The organism is Pseudomonas sp. 20-5 (assembly GCF_056782835.1).
On sequence record NZ_CM165584.1, the window covers coordinates 1926499 to 1944369 of the forward strand.

Annotated in this window: 18 protein-coding genes; 8 read left to right on the forward strand and 10 right to left on the reverse strand. The window is 67.2% G+C overall.

Annotation, left to right across the window (positions count from 1 at the left end; translation table 11 throughout):
• Nucleotides 1-8: 8 nt before the first annotated feature.
• The 3 genes from AC1RB9_RS09060 (at nucleotide 9) to AC1RB9_RS09070 (ending at nucleotide 3643) form a co-directional block, all read left to right on the forward strand.
• Nucleotides 9-1169, forward strand: coding sequence for an ABC transporter ATP-binding protein (locus AC1RB9_RS09060; RefSeq protein ID WP_003452792.1), 1161 nt, complete (start codon nucleotides 9-11; stop codon nucleotides 1167-1169).
• A gap of 43 nt (nucleotides 1170-1212) precedes the next feature.
• Nucleotides 1213-2577 carry a carbohydrate porin OprB gene (oprB, locus tag AC1RB9_RS09065; protein WP_003116413.1) on the forward strand — a complete coding sequence of 455 codons (1365 nt, stop codon included), beginning with the start codon at nucleotides 1213-1215 and terminating at the stop codon, nucleotides 2575-2577.
• 214 nt (nucleotides 2578-2791) lie between these two features.
• The gene (locus AC1RB9_RS09070; protein ID WP_003112064.1) at nucleotides 2792-3643 is read left to right on the forward strand and encodes a D-hexose-6-phosphate mutarotase; all 852 of its coding nucleotides are present in this window, start codon (nucleotides 2792-2794) and stop codon (nucleotides 3641-3643) included.
• An 8-nt stretch (nucleotides 3644-3651) separates the two neighbouring features.
• Here the strand turns inward: AC1RB9_RS09070 and AC1RB9_RS09075 are convergent, their stop codons facing one another.
• Nucleotides 3652-4509, reverse strand: coding sequence for a MurR/RpiR family transcriptional regulator (locus AC1RB9_RS09075; RefSeq protein ID WP_003091466.1), 858 nt, complete (start codon nucleotides 4507-4509; stop codon nucleotides 3652-3654).
• A 186-nt stretch (nucleotides 4510-4695) separates the two neighbouring features.
• Between AC1RB9_RS09075 and zwf the strand changes: the two genes are divergently transcribed.
• Genes zwf through AC1RB9_RS09090 form a run of 3 tightly spaced genes read left to right on the forward strand, consistent with a single transcriptional unit; the run spans nucleotide 4696 to nucleotide 7548 of the window.
• Complete coding sequence (zwf, locus tag AC1RB9_RS09080; protein ID WP_003143528.1) at nucleotides 4696-6165, forward strand: glucose-6-phosphate dehydrogenase; 1470 nt, start codon at nucleotides 4696-4698, stop codon at nucleotides 6163-6165.
• Nucleotides 6152-6868: a 6-phosphogluconolactonase gene (gene pgl / locus AC1RB9_RS09085; protein WP_003113441.1), complete on the forward strand. Its 717-nt coding sequence runs from the start codon at nucleotides 6152-6154 to the stop codon at nucleotides 6866-6868. Before zwf ends, pgl begins: the two co-directional genes overlap by 14 nt.
• A gap of 17 nt (nucleotides 6869-6885) precedes the next feature.
• Nucleotides 6886-7548 (forward strand): bifunctional 4-hydroxy-2-oxoglutarate aldolase/2-dehydro-3-deoxy-phosphogluconate aldolase, encoded by a 663-nt coding sequence (locus tag AC1RB9_RS09090; RefSeq protein ID WP_003119711.1) that lies wholly within the window; start codon nucleotides 6886-6888, stop codon nucleotides 7546-7548.
• Nucleotides 7549-7637: 89 nt separating this feature from the next.
• On the opposite strand, the gene AC1RB9_RS09095 is transcribed toward AC1RB9_RS09090, so the two are convergent.
• Entirely contained in the window at nucleotides 7638-8075 is a 438-nt protein-coding gene (locus AC1RB9_RS09095) for an NUDIX hydrolase (protein ID WP_003452789.1), read from the reverse strand.
• A gap of 147 nt (nucleotides 8076-8222) precedes the next feature.
• On the opposite strand from AC1RB9_RS09095, the gene rluB reads away from it, so the two are divergent.
• Together rluB and AC1RB9_RS09105 are read left to right on the forward strand one after the other, a co-directional pair.
• Nucleotides 8223-9383 carry a 23S rRNA pseudouridine(2605) synthase RluB gene (rluB, locus tag AC1RB9_RS09100; RefSeq protein ID WP_003113439.1) on the forward strand — a complete coding sequence of 387 codons (1161 nt, stop codon included), beginning with the start codon at nucleotides 8223-8225 and terminating at the stop codon, nucleotides 9381-9383.
• Nucleotides 9384-9475: 92 nt separating this feature from the next.
• Complete coding sequence (locus AC1RB9_RS09105) at nucleotides 9476-9853, forward strand: hypothetical protein (protein WP_003452781.1); 378 nt, start codon at nucleotides 9476-9478, stop codon at nucleotides 9851-9853.
• Between the two features lie 106 nt (nucleotides 9854-9959).
• Here the strand turns inward: AC1RB9_RS09105 and AC1RB9_RS09110 are convergent, their stop codons facing one another.
• The 8 genes from AC1RB9_RS09110 to AC1RB9_RS09145 form a co-directional block, all read right to left on the reverse strand.
• Nucleotides 9960-10883 carry a GGDEF domain-containing protein gene (locus AC1RB9_RS09110; RefSeq protein WP_003452779.1) on the reverse strand — a complete coding sequence of 308 codons (924 nt, stop codon included), beginning with the start codon at nucleotides 10881-10883 and terminating at the stop codon, nucleotides 9960-9962.
• A gap of 228 nt (nucleotides 10884-11111) precedes the next feature.
• Nucleotides 11112-12326, reverse strand: a complete 1215-nt coding sequence (gene gltS, locus AC1RB9_RS09115; RefSeq protein ID WP_003105930.1) for a sodium/glutamate symporter — start codon at nucleotides 12324-12326, stop codon at nucleotides 11112-11114.
• Between the two features lie 38 nt (nucleotides 12327-12364).
• Complete coding sequence (hutG, locus tag AC1RB9_RS09120; RefSeq protein ID WP_003452776.1) at nucleotides 12365-13300, reverse strand: formimidoylglutamase; 936 nt, start codon at nucleotides 13298-13300, stop codon at nucleotides 12365-12367.
• A 15-nt stretch (nucleotides 13301-13315) separates the two neighbouring features.
• Nucleotides 13316-14044 carry an IclR family transcriptional regulator gene (locus tag AC1RB9_RS09125; RefSeq protein WP_003452774.1) on the reverse strand — a complete coding sequence of 243 codons (729 nt, stop codon included), beginning with the start codon at nucleotides 14042-14044 and terminating at the stop codon, nucleotides 13316-13318.
• A gap of 158 nt (nucleotides 14045-14202) precedes the next feature.
• A complete protein-coding gene (locus tag AC1RB9_RS09130) occupies nucleotides 14203-14943 on the reverse strand; it encodes a YciK family oxidoreductase (protein WP_003091453.1) in 741 nt (246 codons plus the stop codon).
• A 64-nt stretch (nucleotides 14944-15007) separates the two neighbouring features.
• Entirely contained in the window at nucleotides 15008-15688 is a 681-nt protein-coding gene (mupP, locus tag AC1RB9_RS09135) for an N-acetylmuramic acid 6-phosphate phosphatase MupP (protein WP_010895650.1), read from the reverse strand.
• Nucleotides 15685-16383: a bifunctional 2-polyprenyl-6-hydroxyphenol methylase/3-demethylubiquinol 3-O-methyltransferase UbiG gene (ubiG, locus tag AC1RB9_RS09140; protein ID WP_003122245.1), complete on the reverse strand. Its 699-nt coding sequence runs from the start codon at nucleotides 16381-16383 to the stop codon at nucleotides 15685-15687. Before ubiG ends, mupP begins: the two co-directional genes overlap by 4 nt.
• A 150-nt stretch (nucleotides 16384-16533) precedes the next feature.
• On the reverse strand, nucleotides 16534-17868 hold the full coding sequence (locus AC1RB9_RS09145; RefSeq protein ID WP_003091450.1) for a TRZ/ATZ family hydrolase: 1335 nt from the start codon (nucleotides 17866-17868) through the stop codon (nucleotides 16534-16536).
• Nucleotides 17869-17871: the final 3 nt, after the last annotated feature.

Sequence of the window (17871 nt, forward strand, 5' to 3'; positions counted from 1 at the left end):
AACGAAACATGGCAACCCTCGAACTGCGCAACCTGCACAAGAGCTACGGCAGCGGCCTGGCGGATACCCTCAGGGACATCCGGCTGAAGATCGACTCCGGCGAATTCCTGATCCTCGTCGGGCCCTCGGGTTGCGGCAAGTCGACCCTGATGAACTGCATCGCCGGGCTGGAGAGCATCACCGGCGGTGCGATCCTGGTGGACGGCCAGGACATCAGCGGCATGAGCCCCAAGGACCGCGACATCGCCATGGTCTTCCAGTCCTACGCCCTGTACCCGACCATGAGCGTGCGCGAGAACATCGCCTTCGGTCTGAAGATCCGCAAGATGCCCCAGGCCGCCATCGACGAGGAGGTGGCGCGGGTGGCCAGGCTGTTGCAGATCGAGCACCTGCTCGAACGCAAGCCCTCGCAGCTCTCCGGCGGCCAGCAGCAGCGGGTGGCCATGGGCCGGGCGCTGGCGCGGCGGCCCAAGGTCTACCTGTTCGACGAGCCGCTGTCCAACCTCGATGCCAAGCTGCGGGTGGAAATGCGCACCGAGCTGAAGCTGATGCACCAGCGGCTGAAGACCACGACCGTGTATGTCACCCACGACCAGATCGAGGCCATGACCCTCGGCGACAAGGTGGCGGTGATGAAGGACGGCGTCATCCAGCAGTTCGGCACGCCGCAGCAGATCTACAACGACCCGGCCAACCTGTTCGTCGCCAGCTTCATCGGTTCGCCGCCGATGAATTTCATTCCGTTGCGCCTGCAGCGCCGGGACGGACGCTGGACCGGCCTGCTCGATAGCGGCCAGGACCGTATCGAACTGCCGCTGAGCCTGGAGCCCGGCCTGGAGGAGGGGCGCGAGCTGATCCTCGGCGTACGACCGGAGCAGATCGCCCTGGGCGATGGCAGCGCTGCCCATGACCTGCGTACCGAGGTCGAGGTGCTCGAACCGACCGGGCCGGACACCCTGGTCTTCGTCACCGTCAACCAGGTCAAGGTCTGTTGCCGCCTGGCGCCGGACGTCGCGCCGGCCGCGGGCAGCGGCATGAGCCTGCGCTTCGATCCCGCGCGGGTCCTGCTGTTCGACGCGCAGAGCGGCGAGCGCGTGGCCGTGCGCACGGCGGGCGCGGCAGCGGAGAAGGTCACCGCGTTGAACGGCAATCGTCAGAAGAACTCCTGAATCCTTTCGTACTGCCTAGACCACAACCACGAGGACGCTGGAAATGTACAAGAACAAGAAAACCAGACCGGCCGCCAGGACCGTTGGCTGCCTGTTTGCCCTTGGAGCGCTGGGCTTGGGGAGCGCGGCGCACGCCGCCGAGGCGTTCTCCCCGAACTCGAAATGGATGCTCGGCGACTGGGGCGGCAAGCGCACCGAGCTGCTGGAGAAGGGCTACGACTTCAAGCTGGAGTACGTCGGCGAGGCGGCGGCCAACCTCGACGGCGGCTATGACGACGACAAGACCGGGCGCTACACCGACCAGTTCGCCCTGGGCGTGCACATGGACCTGGAGAAGATCCTCGGCTGGAAGGCCACCGAGTTCCAGTTCACCGTCACCGAGCGCAATGGCAAGAACCTTTCCAACGACCGCATCGGCGACCCGCGTGCCGGGCACATCAGCTCGGTGCAGGAGGTCTGGGGCCGCGGGCAGACCTGGCGGCTGACCCAGCTGTGGCTCAAGCAGCAGTACTTCGACGGCGCGCTGGACGTGAAATTCGGCCGTTTCGGCGAGGGCGAGGACTTCAACAGCTTCCCCTGCGATTTCCAGAACCTGGCCTTCTGCGGCTCGCAGGTGGGCAACTGGGCGGGGAGCATCTGGTACAACTGGCCGGTCAGCCAGTGGGCGTTGCGGGTGAAGTACAACTTCGCGCCGGACTGGTACGTGCAGGTCGGCGCCTACGAGCAGAACCCGTCGAACCTGGAGACCGGCAACGGCTTCAAGATGAGCGGCAGCGGGACCAAGGGCGCGCTGCTGCCGGTGGAGCTGATCTGGCAGCCGAAGGTCGGCGCCGAGCAACTGCCGGGCGAGTACCGGCTGGGCTACTACTACAGCACGGCGAAGGCCGATGACGTCTACGACGACGTCGACGGCCAGCCGCAGGGGCTGACCGGCAACGACTTCAAGTCGCGCGGCAGCAAGCATGGCTGGTGGGTGGTGGCGCAGCAGCAGGTCACTTCGCACAACGGCGATGCTTCGCGCGGGTTGAGCCTGTTCGCCAACCTGACGGTCCACGACAAGGCGACCAACGTGGTGGACAACTATCAGCAGCTCGGGGTGGTCTACAAGGGTCCGTTCGATGCGCGGCCGAAGGACGACATCGGCCTGGGCATCGCGCGCATCCACGTCAACGACGATGTGAAGAAGCGCCAGCGCCTGGTGAACCAGGTGAACGGCATCGACGATTACGACAACCCGCTGTACCAGCCGCTGCAGGACACCGAGTACAACGCCGAGCTGTACTACGGGGTGCATGTGACCGACTGGCTGACGGTGCGGCCGAACCTGCAATACATCAAGCAGCCGGGCGGGGTCGACGAGGTCGACAACGCGCTGGTGGCGGGGATCAAGATCCAGACGGTGTTCTGACCGTCGCGTTGCCTGCTCCGGTGTTGTGCCTGGGCCCGCCCGAGCGTTTCGGGCGGGCCGTTTTTTTCCGGCGACCGCTCTTCCCGGCTGCCTGTTACAAACCGACTACGCTTTTCCTGTGCCGATCATTTGGGGCTTGCGTGCGAAATGTAGTAAAACTACACGGATGCACGCCCGGGCTTTCCGGGAAGGGGAGAGGGTAGGACAATCGGACATGCTTGAGCATCCGCTGCAGCGTTTCTTTCATTCCATGCGGGCCAAGCGACCGTTCGACTGGGTACGCTTCCAACGTCGCGATCTGCTGTTGATCGACCATCCGCTGTGCCAGGCCGTATTCAGTCGGCAAGGGGCGCAGCTCCTGCATTTCCAGCCGCAGGGCGAACGCCCGTTGCTGTGGTGCGCCAGCGAATGGCCGGCCCTCAGCAGTGCGCCGGTGCGCGGCGGCATCCCGGTCTGCTGGCCGTGGTTCGGCAGCCATCCGAACGGCAGCGAATGGCCGCAGCAGGGCTGGGCGCGGCAACGCGAATGGCGCCTGCTGGATGCCTACGCCGACGAAAGCAAGGTGGTGGTGAGCTGGCAACTGGACCTGGAGGACTGGCACGTGCGCCTCGATGCGCGCCTTGGCCAGCGCCTGGAGCTGGAGCTGTGCAGCTACCATGAGGAAGACGACGATTGCCTGTTCAGCTTCGCCCTGCAGCCCTACTGGCGGGTCGGCGCGCTGAGCCGGGTGGTGGTGCACGGCATGGAGCTGGAGTCGGCTCGCGGCCAGCGCGGCGCTTCGCGGATTCCGGGAACCTGGATACCGCGCGGCGCGGTCAAGCAGGTGCTCTACCATCCCGGATCGCTGGTGCTGGAGGACGGCGGCTGGAACCGCCGCTTGCGGATCGACAAGAACGTCAGCGCCGGCAGCGTGATCTGGCACCCCGGCAGCCGCCCGGTGGAGCAGGTCGAGCCGGGCGAAGCGGAACGCTTCCTCTGTATCGGCGCTGCTGGCTACCGCCCGGGTGGGCTGATCCTGGCGCCCGGCGAACGCATGCGCCTGAGTCTCGCCGCCGGCCTGCAATAGGCGGGCGGTCAGTTGTCCTCGTCGAGGGGATAGCGGGTCGGCACCAGGCTTTCCTTGATCCGCCGCAGGTGCGGCTGGAAGTCCACGCCGCGGCGCAGGGTCACTCCGGTGGCCAGCACGTCGAGCACGGTGAGCTGGACGATCCGCGAAGTCATCGGCATGTAGATGTCGGTGTCTTCCGGCAACGGGATGTCCAGGCACAGGGTGCTGGCCCTGGCCAGCGGCGAGCCGGCGGCGGTCAGGCCGAGCACCGAGGCGCCGTTCTCCCGCGCAAGGTGCGCCACCTCCACCAGCTCGCGGGTGCGTCCGGTATAGGAAATCACCACGAACAGGTCGCCGGTATGCGCCACCGAGGCGATCATCCGTTGCATCAGCACGTCGGCCTGGGCGCTCACCGCCAGGTTGAAGCGGAAGAACTTGTGCTGCGCGTCGAGCGCTACCGAGGCCGAGGCGCCGAGACCGAAGAAGTGGATCTGCCGGGCCTGGATCAACAGGTCCACGGCGCGGTCGATGACGCGTGGGTCGAGCAACTTGTGGGCGCTGTCGAGGGAGGCGATGGTGTTGCTGAAGATCTTCCGCGTATAGGCTTCCGGCCCGTCGTCCTCGGCTACCGCCTGGGTTACGAAGGCAGCGCCGCTGGCCAGGCTCTGGGCCAGCTGGATCTTCAGTTCCGGATAGCCGCTCATGCCGAAGGAGCGACAGAAGCGGTTCACCGTCGGTTCGCTGACCGCTGCCGCCTGGGCCAGGGCGGCGATGCTGAAGCGGGTGGCCTGCTGCGGGTTCTGCAGGATGACCTCGGCGACTTTGCGCTCCGCCTTGTTCAGTTCGTCCAGGCGGCTCTGGATCTGCTCCAGCAGGTTTTTCATCCGGGTTCCTCGTGTTCTGTCGGCCCGGCGGGGAAGGGCCGGCGGCGGCGCCTATCCTAACGTCAGGCCGCCATGCGACCAACAGCGTGGCGGGCTGGGAAAAATATGTTGTTTAATTACTACATATTTGTCTTAATTGCGCAGTGGATGGCTCAATATCACTCAATATTTGGTTGGTAACAACAAATGCCTGATGTCCGCGTTCTGCCTTGCACGTTAGCGCTGTTCGGTGCGCTGGGCGATCTCGCCTTGCGCAAGCTGTTCCCGGCGCTCTACCAACTCGATCGTGAGAACCTGCTGCACCGCGATACCCGCGTCCTGGCCCTGGCCCGTGACGAAGGTGCTGCCGCCGAACACCTGGCGACGCTGGAGCAGCGCCTGCGCCTGGCAGTGCCGGCGAAGGAGTGGGACGACGTGGTCTGGCAGCGTTTCCGCGAACGCCTCGACTACCTGAGCATGGACTTCCTCGACCCGCAGGCCTATGTCGGCTTGCGCGAGGCGGTGGATGACGAACTGCCGCTGGTCGCCTACTTCGCCACGCCGGCCTCGGTGTTCGGCGGCATCTGCGAGAACCTCGCCGCCGCCGGTCTCGCCGAGCGCACCCGGGTGGTGCTGGAGAAGCCTATCGGTCATGACCTGGAGTCGTCCCGCGAGGTCAACGAGGCAGTCGCCCGGTTCTTCCCGGAAAGCCGCATCTACCGGATCGACCATTACCTGGGCAAGGAGACGGTGCAGAACCTGATCGCCCTGCGCTTCGCCAACAGCCTCTTCGAGACCCAGTGGAACCAGAACCACATCTCCCACGTGGAGATCACCGTAGCCGAGAAGGTCGGCATCGAAGGCCGCTGGGGCTACTTCGACCAGGCCGGGCAACTGCGCGACATGGTGCAGAACCACCTGCTGCAACTGCTCTGCCTGATCGCCATGGATCCGCCCAGCGACCTTTCGGCGGACAGCATTCGCGACGAGAAGGTCAAGGTCCTCCGCGCCCTCGAGCCGATTCCCGCCGAACAACTGGCTTCGCGCGTGGTGCGTGGGCAGTACACCGCCGGTTTCAGCGACGGCAAGGCAGTGCCGGGCTACCTGGAGGAGGAACATGCGAATCGCGACAGCGACGCGGAAACCTTCGTCGCCCTGCGCGTGGACATCCGCAACTGGCGCTGGTCGGGCGTGCCGTTCTACCTGCGCACCGGCAAGCGCATGCCGCAGAAGCTGTCGCAGATCGTCATCCACTTCAAGGAGCCGCCGCACTACATCTTCGCTCCCGAGCAGCGTTCGCTGATCAGCAACCGGCTGATCATCCGCCTGCAGCCGGACGAAGGTATCTCCCTGCAAGTGATGACCAAGGACCAGGGCCTGGGCAAGGGCATGCAATTGCGTACCGGCCCGCTGCAACTGAGTTTTTCCGAGACCTACCACGCGGCGCGGATTCCCGATGCCTACGAGCGTCTGCTGCTGGAGGTCACCCAGGGCAACCAGTACCTGTTCGTGCGCAAGGACGAGGTGGAGTTCGCCTGGAAGTGGTGCGACCAGCTGATCGCTGGCTGGGAACGCCTGAGCGAAGCGCCCAAGCCGTATCCGGCGGGGAGTTGGGGGCCGGTGGCCTCGGTGGCCCTGGTGGCCCGCGATGGGAGGAGTTGGTATGGCGATTTCTGAGTTGAAGCTGCCGGCCGGCGTCGGCCTGCAGGTCTGGGGCAGCGCCGCCGAGCAGGCCCGCGGCCTGGCCGCCGAGGTCGCCGGCCGGTTGCGCTCGGCGCTGGCCGAGCAGGGCCAGGCGCTGCTGGTGGTGTCCGGTGGGCGCAGTCCGGTGGCCTTCCTCGAAGCCTTGAGCGAGGAGCCGCTGGACTGGTCGCGGATCACCGTCAGCCTGGCCGACGAGCGCTGGGTGCCGGAGTCGCATGCCGATAGCAACGCCGGCCTGGTTCGCCGCCACCTGCTCCGTGGCGAGGCGGCGAAGGCGCGCTTCATCGGCCTCTACCAGCCGGCGGCGAGCCTGGAGGAAGCGGCCGAGCTGGCCGACCATCACCTGCACGAGCTGCCATTGCCGATCGACGTGCTGGTCCTCGGCATGGGCGACGACGGCCATACCGCCTCGCTGTTCCCGAACAGCCCTGGCCTGGACCTGGCGATGGATCCCCAGGGGACGCGCCGTTGCCTGCCGATGTGGGCGCCGAGCGTGCCGCACCAGCGCCTGACCCTGCCGCGCGCCGTGCTGGCGGCGGCGAAGGTGCAGCTGCTGGCGATCCAGGGCCAGTCCAAGCTGGCCACCCTGAACGCCGCGCTGGCGGTCGAGGACGAACGGCGGATGCCGGTTCGCGCCTTCCTCCGCGCGCCGCTGACGATCCATTGGTACCCCTGAGTGGCGGAGCTGTAGCCATGCACAACCTTGAACAGAAGACCGCCCGCATCGACACGCTGTGCCGGGAGGCGCGCATCCTCCCGGTGATCACCATCGACCGCGAGGCGGACATCCTGCCGATGGCCGATGCCCTCGCCGCCGGCGGCCTGACCGCCCTGGAGATCACCCTGCGCACGACGCACGGGCTGACCGCCATCCGGCGCCTCAGCGAGGAGCGCCCGCACCTGCGTATCGGCGCCGGCACCGTGCTCGACCCGCAGACCTTCGCCGCCGCGGAAAAGGCCGGGGCGAGCTTCGTGGTCACCCCGGGTTGCACCGACGAGTTGCTGCGCTTCGCCCTGGACAGCGAAGTCCCGCTGTTGCCCGGCGTGGCCAGCGCTTCCGAGATCATGCTCGCCTACCGCCATGGCTACCGCCGCTTCAAGCTGTTTCCCGCCGAAGTCAGCGGCGGCCCGGCGGCGCTGAAGGCGTTCTCGGGACCATTCCCCGATATCCGCTTCTGCCCCACCGGAGGCGTCAGCCTGAACAATCTCGCCGACTACCTGGCGGTACCCAACGTGATGTGCGTCGGCGGCACCTGGATGCTGCCCAAGGCCGTGGTCGACCGCGGCGACTGGGCCCAGGTCGAGCGCCTCAGCCGCGAAGCCCTGGAGCGCTTCGCCGAGCACCGCAGACACTGAGACTGCCCGCCTGGGCATGCCCGGCTTCGGCCGGGTTTTTTTATGCCGTCCGGATTATCCGGGGCATGGAACGGCTAACGTCATCGGCGTTATTCGCCGATGCGCCGGCGTTCCCGCAGATAGTCGCCGAGCCGGCTCTGCAGGTAGGGTACGGCCATGGCATGCGCGAGGTAGGCGTCCACCTCCATCAATCGCCAGTATTGTCCTTCGTCGCCGAAGCGGATGGCCTCGAACTCGCGGTCCTCCAGGCGCGCCACCAGGAAGTAGGCGAAGGGCGCGCTGCCGCTGGTGCTCGGATACTGTCGCTGCCATTCGATACGAGGTTCTTCCAGGCGGATGGAGAACTCTTCCTCGAGTTCGCGCAGGGCGCATTCGGCAGGCGTCTCCAGGCCCTCACGGCCGCCGCCGGGAAAGTCCCAGTAGCCGGGGAAGGGAATGCCGGGTTTTTCGTCGCGTTTGTAGACGACCAGGTGGTCGCCATGGAACAGCGCCAGCTTGGCGCCGCTGAAGGGAGGGATGTCGTGCACCGGGGCCTCCGGGTGGCGGGGTGGGTGAACCCGGCCTAGTCTAGCGGGATTGTCCGGGTTTCCGCCCGGGGACGGTGCTTTGTCCTGACGAAGCGCGTATGATGCGCGCCCTTCGATTCGTTGCCAGCCACACCGGGAGGTGCCCAGATGAACGATACCCCAGAGAATCCCCACGTACCGGTCGGGGAAAAATTGCAGAAAGTCCTCGCCCGTCTCGGCGTCGGTTCCCGGCGCGACGTAGAAGTGTGGATCGCCGAAGGCCGGGTCAACGTCAATGGCAGCGTGGCCAGCCTCGGCCAGCGGGTCGACAGCCACGATGCTATCACCGTCGATGGCCACCTGATCCGCCGCGAAGAGGCCGCCGAGAGTGTCCGTCGCGTGCTGATCTACAACAAGCCGGAAGGCGAGGTCTGCACCCGCGACGATCCGGAAGGCCGCCCGACCATCTTCGACCGCCTGCCGCGCCTGCGCACCGGTCGCTGGATCAATGTCGGTCGCCTGGACATCAATACCACCGGCCTGCTGCTGTTCACCACCGATGGCGAACTGGCCAACCGCCTGATGCATCCTTCCTATGAGATGGACCGTGAATACGCGGTACGGGTGCGCGGCGAGGTCACCGAAGAGATGATCGAGCGCCTGCTCAACGGCGTGATGCTCGAGGACGGCCCGGCCAAGTTCAGCGATATCCAGCAGGCGCCGGGCGGCGAAGGCTTCAACCACTGGTACCACTGCGTAGTGATGGAGGGCCGCAACCGCGAGGTGCGCCGGTTGTGGGAATCCCAGGGGTTGGTGGTCAGCCGCCTGAAGCGGGTGCGTTTCGGCCCGGTGTTCCTGACCTCCGAGCTGACCATGGGCCGCTACCGCGAAATGGACCAGCGCGAGATCGACATCCTCAGCGAGGAAGTCGGCCTCAAGCCGGTGGCCCTGCCGGGCATGACCACCAAGGCGCGCGAGAAGGCCGAACGCCAGCAGCGCAAGCAGGCCCGTCCGCTGGCGCGCAGCGAGCGTCCGGAAGCCGGGCGCAAGCGTGCGCCGCGGCGCGAGGACGGCGAAAATGCCGCTCGTCGCGCGCCGGCTTCGCGTCCCGCGCGCGGTCCGCAGCCGAGCGCCGAGCGCAAGGGGCGCGAGCAGGGCACTCCGGTTGCCGAGCGGCCCCGCGAGAGCAACCGCAAGCCGCGCCCGAGCAAGCCGCGCGACGAGCGTCCGGCCAGCGCGCCGGGCGACAAGCCGGCGGCCCGCAAGCCGCAGGTCAAGCGGCGGCCGAAACCGGCCGGCGACGGTATGCGTCCGGGCTTCCGCCGCTGAGCGGAAAGCGCCCTGGAAAGGCCCCTTCGGGGGCCTTTTTCATGCCTGGGAATCGGTGTCTAATGGTCGCCCGCACACAAGGAGGTGGTGAAATGCACAGGATCCTGGCTATCGCGCTCTGCATGCTATGGAGCGTCGCCGGGCTGGCCGCGGATGCGGCGATGGCGGCGCAGAGCTGCGCAAGCCTTGGCGAGGCGACGGCCGGCCCCGAGGACAACTTCCGTCCGCCGCTGGAGGGCGAGGTGATCGACAAGGGGCGCGCCTATTTCCACAGCGCGCCGCGTGCCGACTGTGTCACCGGGGTCTTCGTGATTCCCGGCGACTTCATCACTGTCTACAAGCCGAGCGGCGAGTGGCTGAACGTCATGTACGTGGCTCGAGACGGCAAGGAAACCAGCGGCTGGCTGCTGGAGAAGCGCGTCCGCTTGCGCCAGGCCTATGGCGGCCCGGACGAGCCGGCGCAGCCATAAGAGGCAGGACCTTGGCGGAAACCGTGACTGCGCCGGTGAGAGCCGTTGCTACTGCCGTCGCCCGATGCGCCCGCTCCGCGCTTCGGGGTGTGCGAGTCGGCAAGCCTCAGGCGCAGCGCAGGCGGTTGCGGCCGTCGCGCTTGGCTTCGTAGAGCGCCTCGTCGACCCGTCGCAGCAGGTCGTCGCTGCCTTCGCCGGGCCGCAGGTCGGCGCAACCGAGGCTGATCGACAGCTTCAGCGGTTCGCCGGCGTGCCGGTAGTCCAGTTCCTCCACCGCCTGGCGCAGGCGTTCGCCGACCATGCAGGCAGCCTGCAGTGGCGTGCTGGACAGCAGGACGAGGAATTCCTCGCCGCCGAAGCGGAACACCATGTCGACATTGCGCAGGTGGTCCTTGATGGTTTCCGCCACGGCCTTGAGGGCTTCGTCGCCGACCGCGTGACCGTGGTGGTCGTTGACCCGCTTGAAGTGGTCGATATCGAGCATCAGCACCGAGAGCGGTTGCAGGTTGCGCCGGGCCAGCTCCAGTTCGCGGCCGAGCGCCTGGTCCATGGCGATGCGGTTGCCGGTGCCGGTCAGGGCGTCGCGCAGGGCGGTCTGGATCGCGGCGCGATAGAGCAGGGCGTTGCGCAGCGGGAACAGCAGGGTGCCGAGCAGGCTCTCCAGTTGCCGTTGTTCGTCTTCGCCGAGGCGCTGGCGGCGACGGAAGATCAGTTCGCCGAGGTAGTCGCTGTCATGGCTCAGGCGATAGCTCACCGAATGCTTGGCGCTGCTGCCGAACTCCAGGCGCAGGTCGGAGCCCGGATGGCGGTAGCCAAGGGCGTCCAGCGGGATCAGTTGGCGGACTTCCTCGAAGAACAGGCCGAGAATCCGCTCTGCCTCCAGGCTGCTCTGCAACTGTAGGGTCAGTTGCTGGCGCAACTCCGTCAGGTTGTTGGCGCGCGGCCCGCTGGCGTTGCCGCCGGGCTGGGGGCCGCGCTTCTGCTTGGCGGCGTCGAAATCGATGGTATTGGACTGCTTGGGAGGAGCCATGCGCGGAACCTCTGGCGCGAAAGACGGCGACAGTAGGGCTAAGGCGAGTTTCGTGCCAGCCAACTGAAGAACGGAGAAATCAGAGGCACAGACAGGTTTTCCTAGGAATGGTTTCCACATTCTGTAGGAATTTCGGAGAGATTTCGACGGAATAATGGCGTTTTGCTGGCGAGTGGCCGAGGCGCTCGTCGGAAAGCTGGCGCTCCGCTAGCGGAGCGCCGCCATGGTTCAACTGAAGGCGTTGATGAACCAGGTGATCGCCGGGATGGCGACGAGATCGATCAGTACCGCGCCGCACAGGGGCACGATGATGAAGGCCTTGTGCGAGAACACCCGATAGTGCTCGCAGACCGCGCCCATGTTGGCCACCGCGTTGGGCGTGGCGCCCAGGCCGTGGCCGAGGAAGCCGGCGCAGAGCACCGCGGCGTCGTAGTTGCGGCCGAGCAGGCGGAACAGCACGAAGATCGTCAGCAGCAACAGCACCGCGACCTGGATGAACAGTACGCCGAGCAGCGGCAGGCCGAGGTTCTCCAGCTCCCAGAACTTCAGGCTCATCATCGCCATGGTCAGGAAGATGCCCAGGCAGACGTCGCCCAGGGTGCCGACGGCGTGGTCCGGAATGCGCAGCCAGCCGAGACGGTCGTCGAGGTTGCGCAGGACGATGGCGATGAACATCGCCCCGACATAACTGGGCAGCACCAGGCCCAGGCGTTCCTCGAGCGCGTCGCCGAGCCAGAAGCCGAGCACCATCACCAGCAGCACGCAGGTCAGCAGGCGCAGCAGGAGATTGCCGTCCAGCGTGGCCGCCGCATGCTGGCGTCGCTCCTGCTGGCCGAGGGCTTCCAGCCGATTGTCGCTTTCCGCCTGCACCGGCAGGCGGTTGCGTTCGATCAGCCAGCGCGCCACCGGGCTGCCGAGCAGCCCGCCAGCGACCATGCCGAAGGTGGCCGAGGCCAGCGCCACGGTGGTCGCGCCCTGGGCGCCGAGCCCTTCCGCAACCGGGCCGAAGGCCGCCGCCGCGCCGAAGCCGCCTTCCAGCGACACCGCGCCGGCCATGATCCCGAGCAACGGGTCGAGGCCGAGCAGTCCGGCGCTGCCGACGCCGATCAGGTTCTGCAGTATCGCCAGCGCCCAGCAGGCCGACAGGTAGACCAGCAGGGTCTTGCCGCCCTTGCGCAGCAGGCCGAGGCTGCCACCGAGGCCGACGGTGGTGAAGAACGCCACCATCAGGGGTGTCTGCAGGCTGGTGTCGAGGCCGATGTCGAGCCAGCCGCGATCCCTGAGCAGCCAGACCAGGAAGGCGAAGCCGAAGCCGGCGATCACCGGCGACGGTACGCACAGACGTGTCAGCCAGCGGCTGCGCTTCTTCAATTGGCTGCCGAGGGCGAGCAGGAGCAGGGCGAGGGCGGTGGTGGACAGGGCGTCCAGGTGCAATGTCGGCATGGCGTGGCTCTATTGTTGTTGTGTGGGCGAAAGGGCGATCAGTTGACCAGGCTGTCGACCAGGCGCGCGGCGATCCGGGCGGTGCGCTGGTCGCTATCGAGTTGCGGGTTGAGTTCGGCGATGTCAGCCAGGCGCAGCTTGCCGCTGGCCTTGGCGCGGCGGACCAGGTGCTCCACCACCGGCATCTCCACGCCGTGCGCCGAGGGCGCGCTGACGCCGGGCGCCTGGGCGGCCGGGAGTACGTCGAGGCAAACGGTCAGGTAGAGGTGGTCGACGGAGTGCAGGAAGCCGTCGAGGAAGGCTTCGCTGCGTTCCAGGTTCCACGGCTGCAACTGACGGTCCAGCAGGTAGCGCACACCCAGGCGCTGGGCCTGGTCGAACAGCGCCGCGGTGTTGCTCAGGCGGCTGATGCCCAGGCAGCAGTAAGCGAACGGCCAGTCGCTGGCCTGGCAGAGTTCGGCGATCTGGCGGAACGGCGTGCCGGAGCTGGCCCGTTCGGCGTGGCGCAGGTCGAAATGCGCGTCGAAATTGAGGATACCGATGCGCGGCAGGCGCTCATGCCGACTCAAGTGGCGGGCGAGGCCGGCGAAGCTGGCGTAGGCGATTTCGTGGCCGCCGCCCAGTCCGACCACCCGGTGGCCGCGCGCTAGCAGGTCGGCGACGCGTTGCGCGTAGCATTCCTGGGCGGCTTCCAGATCGTCGCCGGCGACGATGTCGCCGGCATCGTAGATCGCTTGCTCGCCGTGCCAGGCCAGGTTGGCCAGCGCGCGACGCAAGGCTGGCGGTCCGTGGCGCGCGCCCTGGCGACCCTGGTTGCGGCGCACGCCTTCGTCGCTGGCGAAACCGAGCAGCACGCTGGCCGCTTCGGCGTCGTCTGTGTAGGGACGCATCCATTGGTGCCAGCGCCGCGCGTCGGCGCCTTCCTGGCTATCGATCCGGCCTTGCCAGAGGCTCATGTCGGGGGCGGGGTACATCGAAACTCCTGTCGGTCAGTCCAGCCGCGCGGAAAGTCGCGCGGCGGCGTCGAGGGTCCATTGCCGCAAGCGTTCGCTGCGCGACTGGGCGCGCAAGGCGGGGGCCATCAGGCTGAGGGCGCCGTGCAGGCGCTGGCGGCTGTCCAGCAGCGGTACGCTGATGCCCCAGACGCCTTCGTCGATCTCGCCCTGGCTGACGGCGTAGCCCTGTTCGCGGATCAGCCGGAGTTCCTGCTCCAGCTTGTCGATACGCTCGGCGGAGAGTTCCTGGGCGAGGTACAGCTCCTCGCGCCGTTCGTCCTCCAGGTGCGCCAGCAGGGCTTTGGCCGAGGCGCCATGCAACAGCGGCTGCGCCAGCCCTTTCTGGTAGCAGCAGCGCAGCGGCTGCGGACTGTCGAACAGTTCCAGGCAGATCGCCTGCTGATTGCTGGCCACCATCAGCGCCACGCTCTCCTGGCTCAGGTCGGCCAGGCGCTTGAGTTCCGGTTTGGCGAGACCGATCAGCGAGGCCTCGCGATCGAATTTCTTCGCCAGTTGCAGGCAGGCCGGGCCGGGCAGGTAGCGGCCCTGGCCGGCCTGTTCTTCGGCCAGGCCCCAGCGCAACAGGGTCTTCAGGTGCCGGTAGGTGCTGCTCAGCGGCTGCTCCAGGGTCCGCGACAGCTCCTTGGCAGACAGGGCTTCGGGAGCCTGGCCGAGGGCAATGAGGATCTGCAGCAGGCGATCGGTGGGGGAATGCTTCGACATGGGAACTCCTTGACCCACAGGGTGAAGGCGATTTCCCGGAAAATGAAACCACTTTCCCACTCAGTGGGAAAAATATGCAAAAAGAATGGGAAGTTCCGGACGGGAAGAGGGAAGGGAAGGACAGGGCAGTCTCGCCGGGCGGCGAGGCTGCCGGGGAATCACTGGGCGTCGAAGGCCTGGCCGTTGACGCCGGCGCTGTCCGGCCCCATGAGGTACAGGTAGACCGGCATGATCTCCTCGCCGGTGGGGTTGTTCAGCGGGTTTTCCCCAGGGTAGGCGAGGGCGCGCATGCTGGTGCGGGTGGCGCCGGGGTTGACGCTGTTGGCGCGGATCGCGCTGGTACCGTCGAGTTCGTCGGCAAGGGTCTGCATCAGGCCCTCGGTGGCGAACTTCGATACCGAATAGGCGCCCCAGTAGGCGCGGCCCTTCCGGCCCACGCTGCTCGAGGTGAAGATGATCGAGGCGTCGCTGGAGAGCTTCATCAGCGGCAGCATGGCGGTGGTCAGCATGAACATGGCATTGACGTTCACCTGCATCACGCGCATGAAGTTCTCCCCGGAAATCTGCTGCATCGGCGAGCGCGGACCGAGGATCGAAGCGTTGTGCAGCAGGCCGTCGATGCGGCCGAACTCGTTCTCCAGGGTTGCCGCCAGTTCCTCGAACTGGTGCGGCTGGGCGGTCTCCAGGTTGAACGGGATCACGGCGGCCTGCGGATGGCCGGCGGCCTCGATGGCGTCGTAGACCTCGTTCAGGTACTCCTCGGTCTTGCCCAGCAGCAGCACGGTGGCGCCGTGGGCGGCGAAGGTCTTGGCGGCGGCGGCGCCGATGCCGCGGCCGGCGCCGGTGACCAGGATCACGCGGTCTTTCAGCAGGTCGGGGCGGGCGGAGTACTGGAACATGTCGAATCCTTTGAATGCATGACCCGCCTGGCGGCGGGTCGTTGTCTGTCGGCGGCGCTGCGGATCAGCAGTCGCAGAGCGCGCGGTCGAGAACGTCGATGAGTTCGCGCGGGTGGTCGACGATCACGTCGGCGCCCCAGTGCGCGGGGTTGTCTTCGGGGTGGATGTAGCCGTAGCGCACCGCCGCGGTCTTGGTCCCGGCGTCGCGGCCGGATTCGATGTCGCGCAGGTCGTCGCCGATGAACAGCACCCTCGACGGATCGATGCCGAGCTGGCTACAGGCCAGTAGCAGCGGCTCGGGATCGGGCTTGCTGCGGGTCACGTGGTCCGGACAGACCAGCACCCTGGAACGCTCGGCGTAGCCCAGGCGCTGCATGATCGGTTCGGCGAAGCGCACCGGCTTGTTGGTCACCACGCCCCAGATCAACCCGGCTTTCTCGATCGCCGCGAGCAGTTCGGGGATGCCGTCGTAGGGCCGGCTGAGAACCGCGCAATGCTCCTGGTAGCGGTCGAGGAACTCCTGGCGCAGGGGTTCCACTTCCGGGCTGTCCAGCGACAGGCCGAAGGCCGCGGCAACCATCGCGCGCGCGCCGCCGGAGACCACGTCGCGCACCCGTTGCTCGTCCACCGGCGGCAGGCCGTGGGCGGCACGCATGGCCTGGGTGATGGCGATGAAGTCCGGCGCCGTGTCGAGCAGGGTGCCATCCATGTCGAACAGTACCGCTTTGAGCCGCATGCGCTTCACGCCTCCCGCTGGGTCTGGACCATGTAGTTGACGTCGACGTCGTTGGCCAGCTTGTAGTGCTTGGTCAGCGGGTTGTAGGTCAGGCCGATGATGTCCTTGACCTCGAGACCGGCCTCGCGCGACCAGGCGCCGAGTTCCGACGGACGGATGAACTTGCGGAAATCGTGGGTCCCGCGCGGCAGCAACTGGAGGATGTATTCCGCGCCGATCACCGCGAACAGGTAGGCCTTGGGATTGCGGTTGATGGTCGAGAGGAATACCTGTCCGCCCGGCTTGACCAGGCGGTGGCAGGCGCGGATCACCGAGGCCGGGTCCGGCACGTGTTCGAGCATCTCCAGGCAGGTGACCACGTCGAATTGCCCGGGCATTTCCTCGGCCATCTGCTCGGCGGTGATCTGCCGGTAGTCGACGGCGACGCCGGATTCCAGCTGGTGCAGGCGCGCCACCGCGAGCGGCGCTTCGCCCATGTCGATGCCGGTGACGCTGGCGCCGCGCTGGGCCATGGCTTCGCTGAGGATGCCGCCGCCGCAACCGATGTCGAGCACCTTCTTGCCGGCCAGGCCGGCGCGCTCGTCGATCCAGTTGACGCGCAGCGGGTTGATGTCGTGGAGCGGCTTGAACTCGCTCTCGCGGTCCCACCAGCGATGGGCCAGTGCCTCGAATTTGGCGATCTCGGCGTGGTCGACGTTGCTCATAATCGTTCCCGTTGAAGAGTGAAGCCTTTGGGGGAAGGGCCGCGGCGGCGGAATCCAATCCTTCATGTTGCCAGCTTTGGCGGAGGGATGGGGCCGGCGGCGGTTCGCCTTCCTATGTCAGTTTGTCGCAGCGGGGCGGCCCGCCGCGGTTCAGGACCTGTCGCTGGCGGCGATCTTCGCCCCCCATTCGCGGGCCCTGGCGATCAGGCGCTGTTCGTCGTGACGGAGCAGGCGGCCGTCGTCGAGGAGTTGCCTGCCGCCGACCCAGACGTGCCGCACGCAGTCGCGGCCGCTGGCATAGATAAGTTGCGAAACCGGGTCGTAGACCGGTTGCTGGGCCAGGCCGGACAGATCGAAGGCCACCAGGTCGGCGGCCTTGCCGGCTTCCAGGGAGCCGATCAGGCGCTCCAGGCCAAGCGCGCGGGCGCCGTTCAGGGTGGCCATGCGCAGCGCGCGGTGGGCGTCGAGGGCGGTGGCCTGGCCGTACACGGCCTTGGCCAGCAGCGCCGCGGTGCGGGTCTCGCCGAGCAGGTCGAGATCGTTGTTGCTCGCCGCGCCGTCGGTGCCGATGGCCACGTTGACCCCGGCCTGCCAGAGCTTTTCCACCGGGCAGAAGCCGCTGGCCAGCTTGAGGTTGGATTCCGGGCAGTGGATCACCGAGCTGTTGGTTTCCACCAGCATCGCCAGGTCGTCGTCGTCCACCTGGGTCATGTGCACCGCCTGGAAGCGCGGGCCGAGCAGGCCGAGGCGGTGCAGGCGGGCCAACGGGCGCTCGCCGTTGCGCTCCATGGCCTGCTCCACCTCGAAGGCGGTCTCGTGGACGTGCATCTGGATGCTGGCGTCGAGTTCCTCGGTGAGCACCAGGATCTGCTCCAGCTTGTCGTCGCTCACCGTATAAGGTGCGTGCGGGCCGAACGCGATGCGGATGCGCGGGTGGTGCTTGAGGTCGTCGAACAGCGCCATGCCCTGGCGGATCGCCTCGGCGCTGTCGCGGGCGCCGGGGATCGGGAAGTCCAGTACCGGGATCGCCACCTGGGCGCGTACCCCGCTGTCATGGACCACGCCGCAGATGGCCTGTGGATAGAAGTACATGTCGGAGAAACAGGTGATGCCGCCCTTTACCTGTTCGGCGATGGCCAGCTCCGTGCCGTCGCGGATGAAATCCTCGCTGACCCATTGGCCTTCGGCCGGCCAGATGTGGTCCTGCAGCCAGGTCATCAGCGGCAGGTCGTCGGCGAGACCGCGGAACAGACTCATCGCCGAATGGCCGTGGGCGTTGACCAGACCGGGGGCGAGCAGCATGCCCGGCAATTCGCGGATTTCCGTGGCGCCATGGCGCATGGCCTGCTCGCGCGGCGCGACCAGGGCTATCTGGCCGTCGCGGATGCCTAGCGCGTGGTCGCGCAGCACCACCCCGGCGGGCTCCACGGGGACGATCCAGGTCGGCAGCAGGAGGAGGTCGAAGGGGTTACGGACGTTGGGCATGGC